This is a genomic window from Stenotrophomonas sp. Y-13, from assembly GCF_046267925.1.
Lineage (GTDB): Bacteria > Pseudomonadota > Gammaproteobacteria > Xanthomonadales > Xanthomonadaceae > Stenotrophomonas > Stenotrophomonas acidaminiphila_A.
Map to the genome: position 1 here is coordinate 42,148 of NZ_CP176501.1, position 15,353 is coordinate 57,500.

At 70.3% G+C, this 15,353-nt stretch carries 14 protein-coding genes; 10 read left to right on the plus strand and 4 right to left on the minus strand.

The window, feature by feature from the left end:
* Positions 1-29: 29 nt before the first annotated feature.
* The 6 genes from ACJ7VY_RS00175 (at position 30) to ACJ7VY_RS00200 (ending at position 4,167) form a co-directional block, all read left to right on the plus strand.
* Positions 30-1,088, plus strand: a complete 1,059-nt coding sequence (locus ACJ7VY_RS00175) for a LacI family DNA-binding transcriptional regulator (RefSeq protein ID WP_104940059.1) — start codon at positions 30-32, stop codon at positions 1,086-1,088.
* A 203-nt stretch (positions 1,089-1,291) separates the two neighbouring features.
* The gene (gene kduD, locus ACJ7VY_RS00180; protein WP_104937618.1) at positions 1,292-2,047 is read left to right on the plus strand and encodes a 2-dehydro-3-deoxy-D-gluconate 5-dehydrogenase KduD; all 756 of its coding nucleotides are present in this window, start codon (positions 1,292-1,294) and stop codon (positions 2,045-2,047) included.
* 69 nt (positions 2,048-2,116) lie between these two features.
* Entirely contained in the window at positions 2,117-2,755 is a 639-nt protein-coding gene (locus ACJ7VY_RS00185; RefSeq protein ID WP_313247948.1) for an RpiB/LacA/LacB family sugar-phosphate isomerase, read from the plus strand.
* Positions 2,756-2,884: 129 nt separating this feature from the next.
* Complete coding sequence (gene folE, locus ACJ7VY_RS00190; RefSeq protein ID WP_054661311.1) at positions 2,885-3,484, plus strand: GTP cyclohydrolase I FolE; 600 nt, start codon at positions 2,885-2,887, stop codon at positions 3,482-3,484.
* Between the two features lie 69 nt (positions 3,485-3,553).
* A complete protein-coding gene (locus tag ACJ7VY_RS00195; protein WP_104937620.1) occupies positions 3,554-3,931 on the plus strand; it encodes an MAPEG family protein in 378 nt (125 codons plus the stop codon).
* Between the two features lie 80 nt (positions 3,932-4,011).
* A complete protein-coding gene (locus ACJ7VY_RS00200) occupies positions 4,012-4,167 on the plus strand; it encodes a hypothetical protein (RefSeq protein ID WP_158681773.1) in 156 nt (51 codons plus the stop codon).
* 94 nt (positions 4,168-4,261) lie between these two features.
* Here the strand turns inward: ACJ7VY_RS00200 and ACJ7VY_RS00205 are convergent, their stop codons facing one another.
* From ACJ7VY_RS00205 to ACJ7VY_RS00215, 3 genes are all read right to left on the minus strand, one after another.
* A complete protein-coding gene (locus ACJ7VY_RS00205; RefSeq protein ID WP_409476100.1) occupies positions 4,262-7,132 on the minus strand; it encodes a TonB-dependent receptor in 2,871 nt (956 codons plus the stop codon).
* 161 nt (positions 7,133-7,293) lie between these two features.
* Positions 7,294-8,037 (minus strand): SDR family NAD(P)-dependent oxidoreductase, encoded by a 744-nt coding sequence (locus tag ACJ7VY_RS00210; protein ID WP_409476101.1) that lies wholly within the window; start codon positions 8,035-8,037, stop codon positions 7,294-7,296.
* A gap of 98 nt (positions 8,038-8,135) precedes the next feature.
* Complete coding sequence (locus ACJ7VY_RS00215; protein ID WP_104937623.1) at positions 8,136-8,912, minus strand: sulfite exporter TauE/SafE family protein; 777 nt, start codon at positions 8,910-8,912, stop codon at positions 8,136-8,138.
* Between the two features lie 80 nt (positions 8,913-8,992).
* On the opposite strand from ACJ7VY_RS00215, the gene ACJ7VY_RS00220 reads away from it, so the two are divergent.
* From ACJ7VY_RS00220 to ACJ7VY_RS00235, 4 genes are all read left to right on the plus strand, one after another.
* A complete protein-coding gene (locus ACJ7VY_RS00220; RefSeq protein WP_240212980.1) occupies positions 8,993-9,388 on the plus strand; it encodes a YchJ family protein in 396 nt (131 codons plus the stop codon).
* Positions 9,389-9,443: 55 nt separating this feature from the next.
* Positions 9,444-10,745 carry an ergothioneine biosynthesis protein EgtB gene (egtB, locus tag ACJ7VY_RS00225; protein ID WP_409476102.1) on the plus strand — a complete coding sequence of 434 codons (1,302 nt, stop codon included), beginning with the start codon at positions 9,444-9,446 and terminating at the stop codon, positions 10,743-10,745.
* Between the two features lies 1 nt (position 10,746).
* A complete protein-coding gene (gene egtD / locus ACJ7VY_RS00230) occupies positions 10,747-11,721 on the plus strand; it encodes an L-histidine N(alpha)-methyltransferase (protein WP_409476103.1) in 975 nt (324 codons plus the stop codon).
* Positions 11,722-11,786: 65 nt separating this feature from the next.
* Entirely contained in the window at positions 11,787-13,946 is a 2,160-nt protein-coding gene (locus ACJ7VY_RS00235) for a lytic murein transglycosylase (protein WP_409476104.1), read from the plus strand.
* Between the two features lie 58 nt (positions 13,947-14,004).
* On the opposite strand, the gene ACJ7VY_RS00240 is transcribed toward ACJ7VY_RS00235, so the two are convergent.
* The gene (locus ACJ7VY_RS00240) at positions 14,005-15,189 is read right to left on the minus strand and encodes a benzoate/H(+) symporter BenE family transporter (protein ID WP_104937628.1); all 1,185 of its coding nucleotides are present in this window, start codon (positions 15,187-15,189) and stop codon (positions 14,005-14,007) included.
* Positions 15,190-15,353 lie beyond the last annotated feature (164 nt).

Consider the following 15,353-nt stretch of genomic DNA (forward strand, 5'->3'; position numbering starts at 1 on the left):
CCCCGTTCCGCTGGATGGTTTGCAAGGACATGTCATTGCGCAAGAAGGCCGATTCCGACGCCACGACCCGGCCGCTGGGCAGGGCCGCGACCATCAACGACATCGCGCGCCTGTCCGGTGTGTCCAAGAAGACGGTGTCGCGGATCATCAACAACTCGCCGCTGGTGCGCAAAGACACCCGCGAGAAGGTCGAGGCGCTGATGCGCGAGGTCGGCTACGCACCGGATCCGCTGGCGCGCGGGCTGGCGTTCCGGCGCTCGTTCCTGATCGGCATGGTCTACGACAACCCCACCGCGCAGTACGTGGTGGACATGCAGTACGGCGCGCTCGACGCGCTGCGCGGCTCCAGCTTCGAGCTGGTGGTGCATCCCTGCGACACCCGCAGCCCCGGCTACATCGAGGGCGTGAAGCGCTTCGTGCAGCAGCAGAAGCTGCACGGCGTGATCCTGGTGCCGCGCGCGTCCGAGGACCAGGCGCTGGCCGACATGCTGGAGGAGATCGGCTGCCGCTACACGCGCATCGCCTCGCTGCCGCTGGACGACACCTCGCAGATGGTCATCACCCATGACCGCGACGGCGCCGCCGAGGCCGCCGATTACCTGCTTTCGCTCGGCCACCGCGACATCGCCCTGATCACCGGCCCGTCGGCCTACCGCTCGGCGCACGAGCGCACCGCCGGCTTCATCGACGCGCTGCAGCGGCGCGGCATCGAACTGCCGCCGGCACGCATCATCGAAGCCGGCTACACCTTCGAATCGGGCGTGGCCGCGGCCGAGAAGCTGCTGCTTGGCAAGCAGCGCCCGACCGCGATCTTCACCGGCAACGACGAGATGGCCGCTGGCGTCTACAAGGTCGCCATGCGCGCCGGCATCAACATCCCGCGCGAGCTGTCGGTGGTCGGCTACGACGACAGCCCGCTGGCCTCGCGGCTGTGGCCGTCGCTGACCTCGGTGCGGCGCAATACCCGCGATACCGGCCGCACCGCCGCGGCGATGCTGATCCAGCCCGAGGGCCAGGCCGCACTGCAGATCGCCAGCGTGCGCCCGCACCTGATCGTGCGCGATTCCTGCCAACCGCCCCTGGATTGACCCCAAGCCATTGTTCCGGAAAGGAAAGCCAGTATTCTGCGGCGCAGAATGACACCGGTTACCAAACTGGCTATGATGGCCCCGCAGCGCAGCCGGCGGGACCGACCATGACCGCCACGCGCACCCACCGCGCCGCATCGCCCACCGGGCCGGACGCGGCACTGCAACCCACCCCCGTACCACCGCTCAGGGAGAGGAACACCATGACGAATCCATTCAGCCTCGAAGGCAAGGTCGCGCTGGTAACCGGTGCCAATACCGGCCTGGGCCAGGGCATCGCGCTGGCGCTGGCCGCCGCCGGGGCCGACATCGCCGGCGCCGGCATCGTCCCGGCCGAGGAGACCGCCGGGAAGGTGCGTGCGCTGGGCCGCCGCTTCGTCAACATCGAGGCCAACCTGATCAGCATCGAACCGGTCGAGCGCGTGGTGCGCGAAGCCGTCGAGGGCCTGGGCGGGCTGGACATCCTGGTCAACAACGCCGGGTTGATCCGCCGCGCCGACGCGGTGGAGTTCAGCGAAAAGGACTGGGACGACGTGATGAACGTCAACATCAAGTCCGCGTTCTTCATGTGCCAGGCCGCCGGCAGGCATTTCATCGCCCAGGGCCGCGGCAAGATCATCAACATCGCCTCGATGCTGTCCTTCCAGGGCGGCATCCGGGTGCCGTCCTACACCGCGTCCAAAAGCGGCATCGCCGGCATCACCCGGCTGCTGGCCAACGAATGGGCGCAGCAGGGGGTGAACATCAACGCCATCGCCCCCGGTTACATGGCCACCGACAACACCGCCCAGCTGCGCGCCGACGAGGACCGCAACAAGGCGATCCTGGACCGCATCCCGGCCGGCCGCTGGGGCAGGCCGGAAGACCTCGGCGGCACGGCCGTGTTCCTCGCCTCCAGCGCCTCGGACTACGTCAATGGCGCGGTCATCCCGGTCGACGGCGGCTGGCTGGCGCGCTGATCCGGCATTCCCCGGCGCGCGGCCACGGCCGCGCGCCACGCATTTCCCCATCGAACAGAGAGTGACGCAATGAAGATCGCCTTGATGCAGGAGTTCAGCCAGGCCGCCAAGAACCCGGTGGTGCTGGAACAGCTCCAGACCGTGGCCGCCGCGCAGGGCCACCAGGTGTTCAACGTCGGCATGGACGGCGACAACGACCACCGCCTGACCTATATCCACCTGGGCATCTGCGCCGCGCTGCTGCTCAACGCCCGGGCCGTGGACTTCGTGGTCGCCGGCTGCGGCACCGGGCAGGGCGCGCTGATGTCGCTCAACGCCTGGCCGGGCGTGTACTGCGGCTACTGCATCGAGCCGACCGATGCCTTCCTGTTCGCCCAGGTCAACAACGGCAACGCGCTGTCGCTGCCGTTCGCCAAGGGCTACGGCTGGGGCGCGGAGATCAACATCCGCTACATCTTCGAGAAGGCCTTCGCCGGCGAGCGTGGCCAGGGCTACCCGGCCGAGCGCCGGGAGTCGCAGATGACCAACGCCGGCATCCTGGCGCAGGTCAAGCAGGGCGCCTCGAAGGACTTCATCGCCGGCCTGAAGTCGATCGACCCGGCGCTGGTGAAGCAGGCCGTGGGCGGCGCGCGCTTCCAGCAGGCGTTCTTCGACAGCGCGCAGGACGCGGAGATCGTGGCCTACGTGAAGGGCGTGCTCGGCCAGTAACCGCAGCGCGTCGACGCCGAGGACGAAGGCGCCCGCGGGCGCCTTCGTCGTTTCCGGGCGCCGCCCGCGATGCCCCGGCGGCACCCGGCTGGTAGCATGTCCACCCCCGCAATCCAGGCGCCGTCACCCATGGCCGACTCCAACAACCCGTCCGTCACCCAGGCCCAGGCCGAGGAGGCCGTGCGCACCCTGCTGCGCTGGGCCGGCGAAGACCCCGCCCGCGAGGGCCTGCTGGACACCCCGCGACGGGTGGCCGAGGCCTATGGCGACTGGTTCAAGGGCTACCAGGACGATCCGCGTGAATACCTGGCGCGTACCTTCGAGGAAGTGGCCGGCTACGACGAGATGATCGTGCTGCGCGACATCGAGTACGAAAGCCACTGCGAGCACCACATGGCGCCGATCATCGGCCGCGTGCACGTGGGCTACGTGCCCAACGGCCGCGTGGTAGGCATCTCCAAGCTGGCGCGCGTGGTCGAGGCCTATGCACGCCGCTTCCAGGTGCAGGAAAAGATGACCGCGCAGATCGCCGACGTCATCCAGGACGTGCTGCAGCCGCTGGGCGTGGGCGTGGTGGTGGAGGGCTCGCACGAGTGCATGACCACCCGCGGCATCCACAAGCGCGGCGTCAGCATGGTCACCTCGCGCATGCGCGGCAGCTTCCACGACGATGCCCGCACCCGCGCCGAGTTCCTGCGCTTCATCGAAGTGGGCCACGCGCGGCGCTGAGCCGCGCGCCAGGCGACCGGCAGGCGCGGAGCCCGCGCCCCGCATTCCCGCGAACATCCCGGAGAAACCATGCATTACGTAGAGTTGGTGGCATTGCTGGCAGTGGCCCAGTACCTGTTCTTCGGCGCGATGGTCGGGCGCGCGCGCGGCCGCTACGGGGTCAAGGCGCCGGCGGTCAGTGGCCACGAGGGCTTCGAGCGCGCCTACCGGGTGCAGATGAACACCCTGGAGCTGCTGGTCGCGTTGCTGCCGGCACTGTTCGTCGCCGCGCGCTTCTGGCCGGCCGCCTGGGTCGCCGGCATCGGCGCGGTGTACCTGGTCGGCCGTTTCATCTATTGGCGCGCCTACGTGAGCGCCCCGTCCAGCCGCGGGCTGGGCTTCGTATTGTCGATGCTGCCGGTGACGCTGCTGGTGCTGATGGGGCTGGCCGGCGCGCTGCTGCGCTAGGGCCGGGGGCCGCCCGGAGCCGCGTTGCGCGGCTCCGGGGCTGCGTTTCACGATGGATGCGTTGACGACAGGAGGTTGCGATGACGATGCGCGCGTTGTTCCGCCGCCATTGGCCCTGGCTGGCATTGCTGCTGCTGGCCGGTCTGTGGGAAATCCGCGCCGACCTGCTGGACGTGCATGACGCCACCGCGCGCCGGCTGGCCCAGCTGGACGCGGCGCACCAGCACCGCCGGTAAGCGGCGGCCGTCACGGAGCGGAGCAGAGCAGCAAAAGACAAAGGGAGCCTGGCGGCTCCCTTTGTCGTCCTGTCGGCGTTGCCGGTGCCGCGGCTCAGAAATCCAGGCTGAGCCGGGCGTAGCTGTAGCGGCCGGGCAGGTCGTACGTGCCCGGGTCGTAGCCGTTGAGCGTGCAGCTCAGGCAGATCGGCGGGTTCTTGTCGAACACGTTGTTGACGCCCACGGTGATCTTCAGCCCCTTCATCCACGCATCGGTGCGCCAGCTGACCTGCGCATCGTGCAGGGTGGTGGCACCCAGCCAGTGCAGGTCGGCCGCGCTGTCGGTGCAGATCGGGAAGCCGTTGGCGCCGGCGCAGCTTTCGCGCAGGCGGTCGACGTAGCGCAGCGACCAGCTCGCGTTCCAGTTGCGGTAGTCCCAGTTGGCGGTCAGGTTGGAGGTCCATTCCGGGATCGAGCTGTCGTTGACCTCCACCCCGGGACGCTTGGGTTCGGCCTGCCCGGACTCGTTGACCAGCTCGTAGCGGGTGACCCAGGTGGCCTTCCAGTCCAGGCCCAGCTGCCCCCAGCCGGTTTCCGGCAGCAGCCAGTGCGCGCTGAAGTCCCAGCCGCTGGTGTTGATCGTGCCCAGGTTGGCGAGGATGTCCTCGAAACGCACGATCTGCCCGCGTTCGTTGCGGGTGTAGCTGGCGCAGGCCACCGCGTCGCGGCTGTCGATGCAGCGGTTGAGGATCGCCTGTGCGTCCGGTGCCTGGATCGCGCCGTCGATGGTGTGGCGGTAGAAGGTCACGCCTAGGTCCAGCTTGCTGGCCCAGCCGCTGTCCTCGGCCCAGCCCGGGCTCCACACTGCGCCGGCCATGAACGAACGGCTCTTCTCCGGCTGCAGGTCGCGGTTGCCGGAGGTGACCACCGAGATCTGCGGGTTGACCTGCTCGTAACCGGGCGGCACGCCATCGGCCACGCACTTGGGGGTGGTGGACGCGGCGTTGTTGCACGGGTCCACCAGGGTGGCGTCGAAGCGGCTCAGGGTGCCGTACAACTCGCCGATGGACGGTGCGCGGAAGCCCTGCGCGAAGGACATGCGCAGCAGCAGTTCATCGGCCGGCTGCCAGCGCAGCCCGATCTTGCCGGTGCCGGTGCCGCCGAAGGTGGAATAGTCCGAATAACGGCCGGCCACGCTCAGGTCCACGCTCTTGCCCCAGAAGCCGCCGCGCGCCAGCGGCACGTCGAATTCGGCATAGGCTTCCTTCACCGAATAGCTGCCGATGGTGACGCCCGACGGCACGCCGTTGTATTCACCGGCCACGGTGATCGGGTCGGGGTAGTACTCGCCCTTGTAGCGGCGCCATTCGGCACCGGCGGCGAAGGACAGCGGCCCGGCCCACAGGTCGGCCAGTTCGCCGGTGATGTTGGCCGAGGCCTGGCTCAGGGTGTTCTTGCTGCGGTCGCGCACCACCGGCGAGATCCACGCCAGCATGTCCGCGGTGATGGTGCCGGGGCCGCCGAAGATGTTCAGCGGCACGCAGCCGGCGATGGCCGCGCACGCCGCCGGGTCGCCCAGCGCCTGGTTGATGTGCTTGATGTTGTAGCTGCCGGTGTTGGTCTGGGTGGCCTTGCTCTGGCTGGACATGGCGTTGATGTCCCAGCTCCACGGCCGGCCGTTGACCTCGAAGCTGCCGTCCAGCCCACCGGCGGCGTACCAGGTCTTGACGTCCTGCTCGTAGCGGCGCGGCCCGCCTTCGACCGGGCGGCGCCCGATCAGGAACAGGTTGGCGTCCGGGCCGATGGTGGTCAGGTCGAAGCCGAACGGGTTGTAGCGCTGGTTGGCGGGAATCACCAGCCGGGTCTCGGCCCATTCGTTGTACACGCCGGCATCGGTGCCCAGGAAGATCGGCTCCGGCGCCGCCTGGTTGGCCGACGTGCGCTCGCTGTACAGGCCGCGGAACCAGCCGCTGACCGCCGGGGTGAAGTCGAAGCGCACCTGGCCGAACACCGATTTGCGCTCGTTCGGGGTCAGCAGCAGGTTGTACGGCGCGAAGTTGAAGCGGTCCGGCGTCGCGAAGCAGTGATAGTCGTCGGTGCGCACGCACCCGGTCTGGGTGGGATCGAAGCGCGGGCTGGTAACGCCCGTGTTGGAGGTGATGCTGTAGGTATTGCCGCCCGGGTCGGCGAACACCAGCCGGCCCTGCGGCGTGGCCGAGCTGCCGTTGGCCAGCCCGGTGCCCGGCACCGGCTCGCGTGCCCACAGGTACTCGGCCGAGGAGATTTCCTTCTGCTTGAAGTACGACGCGCCGACCACCCACTGCGCGCGGTCGCCGCTGCCGCCGAAGCTGAAGTCCACGCCGGTGGTGCCGCCGCCCTTGAGGTTGTAGTCGCCGTACTGGACCTCGACGTGGCCGCCGTCGACATTCTTGCGGGTGATGATGTTGACCACGCCGGCGATGGCATCGGAACCGTAGATCGACGAGGCGCCGTCCTCCAGCACTTCGATGCGCTCGACCAGCGCCAGCGGAATCGTGTTCAGGTCCACCGACGCGCCCACGCCCGAGCCGGAGGATTCATTGACCCAGCGGATGCCGTCCACCAGCACCAGCACGCGCTTGGGGCCGAGATGGCGCAGGTCCACCGTCGCCGCGCCGGCACCGACGCCGCCGCCATCGGGCGGGAAGCCGAAGTTGCCGCTGGAATTGAGCTTGGTACTCAACGAGGCGCCGCTGGCGGTGAGGTGCTGCACCACGTCCGCCACCGAGGTGTAGCCGGTACGGTTGATGGTCTCGCGGGTGAGCACCTGCACCGGCACCTGGGTTTCCAGTTCGGCCTTCTTGATGCGGGTGCCGGTGACCTGGATCGTGTCCAGGGTGCGGGCGCTGGTGGCTTCCTGTGCGGTGGCGACGGCAGGCAACAGGCACAACAGGGAAAGCTGTATGGCTCTGGTCAGGCGGTGCGGATGCAGCGATAACGACGTCATCGGGAAGCTCCTTGGATTGCCGGACTACCTCGCCCGCCACCATGACGGGCGTGGGCGATATGTAAGCAATTCGTTAGGAGCGGACAAGTGAAGACGCCGTTGGACCCGACGGACGGCAACCGCCGGGCCCCGCGCATGCGGCCACCACCGGCCGCGGCGGCTCAGCGCGCCGAGTAGCCGCCGTCGACCAGGTGGTAGCTGCCGCTGATGAACGACGCCTGCTCGGAAAGCAGGAAGCAGGTCAGCGCCGCCACCTCCTCGGCCTTGCCCAGGCGCCCGGCGGGGTGTAGCGCGACCAGGCCGTCGTAGGCCGCGCGGTCCATGCCGGCCAGCAGCGGCGTGTCGATGAACCCGGGGCCGACCGCGTTGATGCGCAGCCCGCGCGCCGAGTACTCCAGCGCCGCGGTCTTGGTCATGCCCACCAGCGCATGCTTGGCCGCCACGTAGGCGGTGGAACCGGCCCAGCCGTTGCTGCCCAGGATCGAGGCCATGTTGACGATCGCCCCGCCGCCGCCGGCCAGCATCGCGGCGATCTCGTACTTCATCGAATAGAACACCCCGTGCAGATTCACTCCCAGCACGCGGTGCCATTCCTCCAGCGGGTAGTCGGCGGTGGCCTGGCTGGCGCCGCCGATGCCGGCGTTGTTGACCGCCAGGTGCAGCCCGCCGTACTCGGCCACGGTGGCGTCCACCAGTTGCCGCACCGCGTCGGCGTCGCTGATGTCCAGCTGGCGCGCACGGGCACGGGCGCCGATGCTCGCGGCCACCCGCTCGGCGGCGTCGCGGTGGAGGTCGGCGACGACGACCTGCGCGCCGCCGGCGGCCAGCTGCCGGGCGACGGCCTCGCCGATGCCCGAGGCGGCGCCGGTGACCAGCGCGACCTTGCCGGAAAAATCCAGTTGCATGGGGGGTCTCCGGGCGGCCGGGGAGGGCCGCCATCACCCCATCATCCACATCCGCCCGTGGTGGTGGCGTCGGCTGCGGTCCGGCCGTTCTGCTGCGTTCAGCCGGCGAACGTGTCCCACGCCATGCGCGCGATCAGCACCACCACCAGCAGCAGGAACAGTTTGCGGATCAGCGGCGTGCCACCGCGCAGCGCCAGCCGGGTGCCGGTCACCGAACCGGCGACGTTGGCCGCCGCCATCGGCACCGCGAAGGCCAGCAGCACATTGCCGCTGGGCACGAAGAACGACAGCGCGGCCACGTTGGTGGCCAGGTTGACCACCTTGGAGGCGGCCGACGCACGCAGGAAATCCAGGCCGAAGAAGCGGATGAACAGGAAGATCAGGAAACTGCCGGTGCCCGGACCGAAAAAGCCGTCGTAAAAGCCGATCACCGCGCCCATCGCCAGCGCGATGCCCAGTTCGCGGCGGCCGACCTCGCGCGGGCGGTGCAGGGCGCCGAAGTCCTTCTTCGCCAGCGTGTAGCCGAGCATCACGATCAGCAGCGCCAGCACCAGCGGGCGCACCGCGTCCTTGGCCAGCAGGCTGACCGCGGTGGCGCCGAGGAAGGCGAACACGAACGCGGTCGCCGCGGCCAGCAGCACCGGCCGCCACGGGAACCGCACCGAACGTGCGTAGCGCCAGGTCGCCGCACCGGTGCCGAACACCGAGCTGAACTTGTTGGTGCCCAGCAGTGCGGCCGGCGTGTGCTGTGGCAGCACCGTGAACAGGCCCGGCAGCTGGATCAACCCGCCGCCACCGACCGCGGCGTCCACCAGCCCGGCGATGAAGGCGATGGCGAGCAGCCAGGGCAGCTCGGCAGGCAGGAGTTCCAGCATGGTCGGACCTGAACGGGGGGCGCGACAGCATACGCCGGTGCCGGCTGGCCGCGGCGCTGGCGGGGAGGGAAAATACGCGCATGCCGATCACCCCGAGCTCCCCTTGTCCCTGCGGCTCCGGCCGCCCCCACGGCCACTGCTGCGCGCGCTGGCATGCCGGCGAGCCCGCGCCGGATGCCGAGGCGCTGATGCGTTCGCGCTACTGCGCCTACGTCAGCGGAAACCGCGACTACCTGCTGGCCACCTGGCATGCCGATACGCGGCCGCAGGTGCTGTCGCTGGAGGATGCGCCGGGCCAGCGCACGCAATGGCTGGGCCTGGACGTGAAGCGGCACCGGGTCACCGGCACCGACACCGCCGAGGTGGAGTTCGTCGCCCGCTACCGCATCGGCGGCTGCAGTGCCGTGCGCCTGCAGGAACACAGCCGCTTCGTGCGCCAGGACGGCCGCTGGTATTACCTGGACGCGCTTGCCTGAACCCCGCCCGGCGCCGATGACGCCGCGCTAACCGGGCATCGCTAAGCTCGGGGGCATGCAGATTTCCAGTGCCGCATTGCTGAAGGCGTCCAGCGTTGCGACAACGCCGCCCACGCTGGCCGAGCGCTACCGCGCCGTGCGCCAGGCCAGCCTGGACCTGGCCGCGCCGCTGTCGGCCGAGGACGCCATGGTGCAGAGCATGGCCGACGCCAGCCCCGCCAAATGGCACCTGGCGCACACCAGCTGGTTCTTCGAGCAGTTCGTGCTCGCCCGCCAGCCCGGTTACCAGCCGCTGCACCCGCAGTGGCAGGTCCTGTTCAACAGCTACTACCAGAGCGTGGGCCCGGCGCATGCACGCGCGCAACGCGGGCTGCTGTCGCGGCCGGCGCTGGCGCAGGTGCTGGCGTACCGCGCCCGGGTCGACGAGCGCATCGGCCAGTGCCTGCGCGCCGGCAGCCTGGATGACCAGGCGCAACGGCTGCTGTTGCTGGGCCTGCAACACGAGCAGCAGCACCAGGAGCTGCTGCTGACCGACATCAAGCACGCACTGTGGAGCAACCCGCTGCAGCCGGCCTACCGCGACGACCTGCCGGCGCCGCGCGCCGCGCCGGCAGGCGGGCCCGCGCTGTGGATCGAACGCCCCGAACGCCTCGTCGAGATCGGCGCCCCCGCCTGGCCGGCGCGCGCCGCCTTCGCCTACGACCACGAGTCGCCGCGGCACCGCGTGCTGGTGCCGGCGCACGCGCTGGCCGACCGTCCGCTGAGCAACGCCGAATACCGCGCCTTCATCGACGACGGCGGCTACCGCGACCCGCTGCTGTGGATGAGCGACGGCTGGGCGCAGCTGCAGGCCGGGCGATGGTGCCGCCCGCTGTACTGGGACCCGGCGCTGGAGCGCGAATACACCCTGGGCGGCTGGCGCGCGCTGGATCCGGATGCGCCGGTCTGCCACCTCAGCTGGTTCGAAGCCGACGCCTGCGCGCGCTGGGCCGGCGCGCGCCTGCCCACCGAATTCGAGTGGGAATCCGCGGCTGCGGCGGCGCCGCTGGCCGGCAACTTCGCCGACGCCGGCCTGCTGCACCCGGCTGCCGCCGCGGCCATTGAACCCGGCATGCCGCGGCAGCTGTTCGGTGATGTCTGGGAATGGACCGGCAGCGCGTATGCCGCCTATCCCGGCTTCCGCGCGCTGCCCGGCAGTGCGGGTGAGTACAACGGCAAGTTCATGTGCGGCCAGTTCGTGCTGCGCGGCGGCAGCTGCGCCACGCCGGCCGGACACGTGCGTGCCAGTTACCGCAACTTCTTCCCGCCGTCGGCACGCTGGCAGTTCGCCGGCCTGCGCCTGGCCAGGGACCTCTGAAATGGGCAGTGCCGATCCGTTGCTGGAGGGGTTGCTGGACCACCGTCCCGACCGGGCCACCATCACCGCCGACGTGCTCGCCGGGCTGTCGGCGCGGCCGCGCGCGCTGCCCTCCAAGTATTTCTACGATGCGCGCGGCTCGGCGCTGTTCGAGTGCATCACCCGGCAGCCGGAGTACTACCTCACCCGGGCCGAGCTGGACCTGCTGCCGCGGGTACTGCCGCAGATCGCCGCGCATGCGGGGCCGCGGGTGCGGGTGGTGGAGTACGGCAGCGGCAGCGGCCGCAAGACCTGGCTGCTGCTGCAGGCACTGGAAGACGTGGTGGCCTATACCCCGGTGGAGATCTCGCGCACCGCGCTGCTGGACAGCGTCCGCGCGCTGGCGGTGGACTTTCCCGCCATCGAGATGCTGCCGGTCTGCGCCGACTTCACCGCGCTGCCCGCGCTGCCGCCCCCACGCCGCGCGGCGCGGCGCACGCTGCTGTTCTTCCCCGGCTCGACCCTGGGCAATTTCACCGAAGCGGCGGCGGTGTCGATCCTGCATGGCATGCGCCAGGCGATGGGGCCGGATGGGCTGGCATTGATCGGCATCGACCTGGACAAGGACCCCGCGCTCATCGAGGCCGCCTACAACGATGCCGCCGGGGTCACCGCCGACTTCACCCTCAACCTGCTGGTGCGGCTGAACCGCGAGATCGGCAGCGACTTCGACCTGGCCGGCTTCGCCCATCGCGCGCGCTATGTGGTGCCATGGCGCCGCATCGAAACCTCGCTGGTCAGCCGCCGCGCGCAGGTGGTGCACGTGGCCGGGCAGGCCTTCGCTTTTGCGCGCGACGAAGCCATGCACGTGGAATACAGCCACAAGTACGACGACGCGCAGTTCGCGGCGATGGCCGCGGCGGCCGGACTGCGGGTGGCCGCGGCCTGGGACGCGCCCGCGCGCATGTTCGGCCTGCGCCTGCTGCGGCCGGCCTGAACCCCACGGCAGGCGCGGTGCCTCTTATCATCGGGGTCCGTTCCGCGCTGGCAGGGAGCCGTTGCATGAAATCGTTGCGGGGATTGCCGGCACTGGGCCTGGCCGCCGTGCTTGCCGTGGCGCCGCAGGCGCATGCCGCCATCGCCGACTTCGGCAGCTGCGGCGCGGGCCTGCGTGCCGCGGCGCAGGTCCAGGGCATGGCCGGCGAACGCTTCGACGCGCTGTTCGCCGAAGTCACGCCGGACCTGGGCGTGCTGGCGCTGCTTGATGCCCAGCCCGAATTCACCACCCCGATCTGGGACTACCTCGCCGCGCTGGTGGATGCACAGCGCGTGGCCGACGGCCGCGCCATGCTCGACACGCATCGCGCATTGCTGGAGCGGATCGCCACCGGGTACGGCGTCGATCCGGCCACCGTGGTCGCGGTATGGGGCGTGGAGAGCGACTACGGCCGGGTTGCCGGCAAGCGCCCGCTGCTGCAGTCGCTGGCGACCCTGTCCTGCAACGGGCGCCGCCAGGCGTTCTTCCGCAGCGAACTGCTGGCGCTGCTCCGGCTGATCGACCAGGGCGACCTGGTCGCCGATGGCCTCACCGGCTCCTGGGCCGGCGCCTTCGGGCAGACCCAGTTCATGCCATCCACCTACGCGCGCATCGCGGTCGACGGCGACGGCGATGGCCGCCGTGACCTGGTCGCCAGCATCCCCGATGCGCTGGCCTCCACCGCCAACTACCTCAAGCAGTCGGGGTGGCGCAGCGGCCAGCCCTGGGGCATCGAAGTACGCATTCCCGCCGGTTTCGACGCCAGCGTGGCCGGGCGCGGCAAGCGCAGGCCGCTGGCGGCATGGCGCGCGCTGGGCATCACCGGGGTCGACGGGGGCGCATTGCAGGCCACCGCAATAGCCGACGACAGCCCCGCCGCGCTGCTGCTGCCGGCGGGCAGCGCGGGGCCGGCGCTGCTGGTGTTCCGCAACTACGACGCGATCTATTCCTACAACGCGGCCGAGAGCTACGCACTGGCCATCGCCACCCTGGCCGACCGCCTGCGCGGCGGCACGGGACTGCTGGCCGCCTGGCCCACCGATGACCCCGGCCTGGGCCGCGCCGAGCGCCGTGAACTGCAGGGCCTGCTGCTCGCGCGTGGCCACGACATCGGCAGCGCCGACGGCATGGTCGGCGACGCCACCCGCCGTGCGATCCGCCTCGAACAACAGCGGTTGGGCTGGCAGGATGCCGATGGCCGTGCCGGCAGCCGCATCCTGCAGGCGTTGCGCGAGGCCACGCAGGCAACCCCCACCGTGTTCCGGCTGCCCGCCGACCATTCGCGGTTCGTCCACTCAGCAATCGTACGGAGCAAGGTTCCGATGAAGGATGTGCAGGGCCTGGCCACAGGCGATTTCAACGGCTTCACCGCCTGGAAGGTGGAAACCCCGTTCTCCACCGCGGCGATCAGCGTATTCGGCGGCCAGCTGCTGTCGTTCGTGCCCGCGGGCGGCCGCGACGTCCTGTGGCTCTCGCCTGCCGCGAAGCAGCCGCCCACGCCTATCCGTGGCGGCAGCCCGGTGTGCTGGCCGTATTTCGCCAGGCAGGGCCAGGGCAGCGACGTGCCCTCGCACGGTTTCGTGCGCACCGTGCCATGGGAACTGCGCGAAGCCCGGCGCGAGGCCGACGGCACCGTGCTGCTGACCCTGGCGCCGCCGGCGCTGGAAGGCCTGGCGCTGCGCCTGACCATGAACCTGCGCATCGGCCGCACGCTGGAACAGGAACTCATCACCGAGAACACCGGCAGCCAGCCGGCGGTCTTCACCCAGGCGCTGCACAACTACTTCAACGTCAGCGATGCGCTCAAGGTCGACGTCGCCGGGCTGGATGGCCTGACCTACCTGGACAAGCTCGACGGCGGCAACGCCCATGTCCAGCAGGGCGACTGGAACCTGCGCGACCCGCGCGATCCCGGCCGCAGCGACCGCATCTACACCCAGGCGCGCGGTCACTACGTGCTGCGCGACCCGGGTTTCGGCCGCAGCATCGACATCACCACCCAAGGCAGCCGTTCCGCCGTTGTCTGGAACGCCGGTGAAGCGGCCGCCGCGAAGATGGACGACATCGGCGCCGGCTGGCGCAACTACGTGTGCGTCGAAGCCGGCAACGTCGGCCCGGACGTGATCGAACTGGCGCCGGGCGGCCGCCACACGCTGAAACAGGTATTCGAGGTCCGGCCGCTGTAACGCCCTTGCCTTTGAAGCCCCTCTCCGCCGGAGAGGGGTGGGCGAGAGGGCCGGAACGTCAGCGCGCCGGCCGCCGCAACACCAGCAACGCGACCACCCCCGCCACCAGCCCCCAGAACGCCGACCCGATCCCGGCCATCGACAGCCCCGAGGCCGTCACCAGGAACGTCACCAGCGCCGGTTCGCGCTCGCCCTCATCCTTCAGCGCCACCGCCAGGCTGTTGCCGATGGTCCCGAGCAGCGCAATGCCGGCCAGGGTGGCGACCAGCTCCCTGGGGAAGGCGGCGAACACTGCCGCCACCGTCGCCCCGAACAGCCCGATCACGATATAGAACACGCCCGCGCTCACCGCCGCCGGGTAGCGCCGCGCCCGGTCCTCGTGCACGTCGCGGCCCATGCAGATCGCCGCGGTGATCGCGGCCAGGTTCAGTGCGTACCCGCCGAATGGCGCCAGCAGCGTATTGACCACGCCGATCCAGCCCACCACCGGCGATATCGGCGCGTCGTAGCCGGAAGCCTTCAACACCGCCACGCCGGGGACGTTCTGCGAGGCCATGGTGACGATGAACAGCGGCAACGCGATGCCGAACACCGCCGCCCACGACAGCGTCGGCATCGTGAACAGCGGCCGCGCCCACTGCAGCTGCACCTGGTCCATGTGCATCAACCCCTGGCTGCCGGCGATGGCCACGCCCACCAGCAGGGTGGCGATCACCGCGTAGCGCGGCGCCAGCCGGCGTCCGCCCAGGTAGGTGGCGAACATCGCCAGGACCAGCAACGGCTGGGTGCCCACCGAGACGAACACGTCCAGCCCGAAGCGCAGCAGCACGCCGGCCAGCATGCCCGAGGCCAGCGACACCGGGATGCGCCGCATCGCTTTCTCGAATACGCCGGAGAAGCCGGCCAGCGTGCCCATCAACGCGGCCAGTACGAACGCGCCGATCGCGTCGGACAGCGGCAGCCCCGCGGCGCCGACCACCAGCATCGCCGCGCCGGGCGTGGACCAGGCCGTCACCACCGGCATGCGGTAGCGCAGCGACAGGCCGATGCAGGTCACGCCCATGCCGATGCCCAGCGCCCACATCCACGAGGCGATCTCCGCCTGCCCGGCGCCGACCGCCTGCGCCGCCTGGAACACGATCACCGCCGAACTGGCGAAGCCCACCAGGACCGTGATGAAGCCGGCCACCACCGCCGGGAGCGAAAGATCACGTAACAGCGAGCGCGGTGTGGAATCGGCCATCGTGCGGTGCAGGGAAGGAAAGACCCCCATTGTGGCCCAGCGGCGCGGCCGGCCCCCCGGCCGCGCCGCAAGCATGGCCCCACATGCATAGGAGGGACGCCAGCACCGCGACCCCTGCCGCAGCGCTGCCAGAGGACCGTGGCGGCGGGCGACCTTGCCGAGTC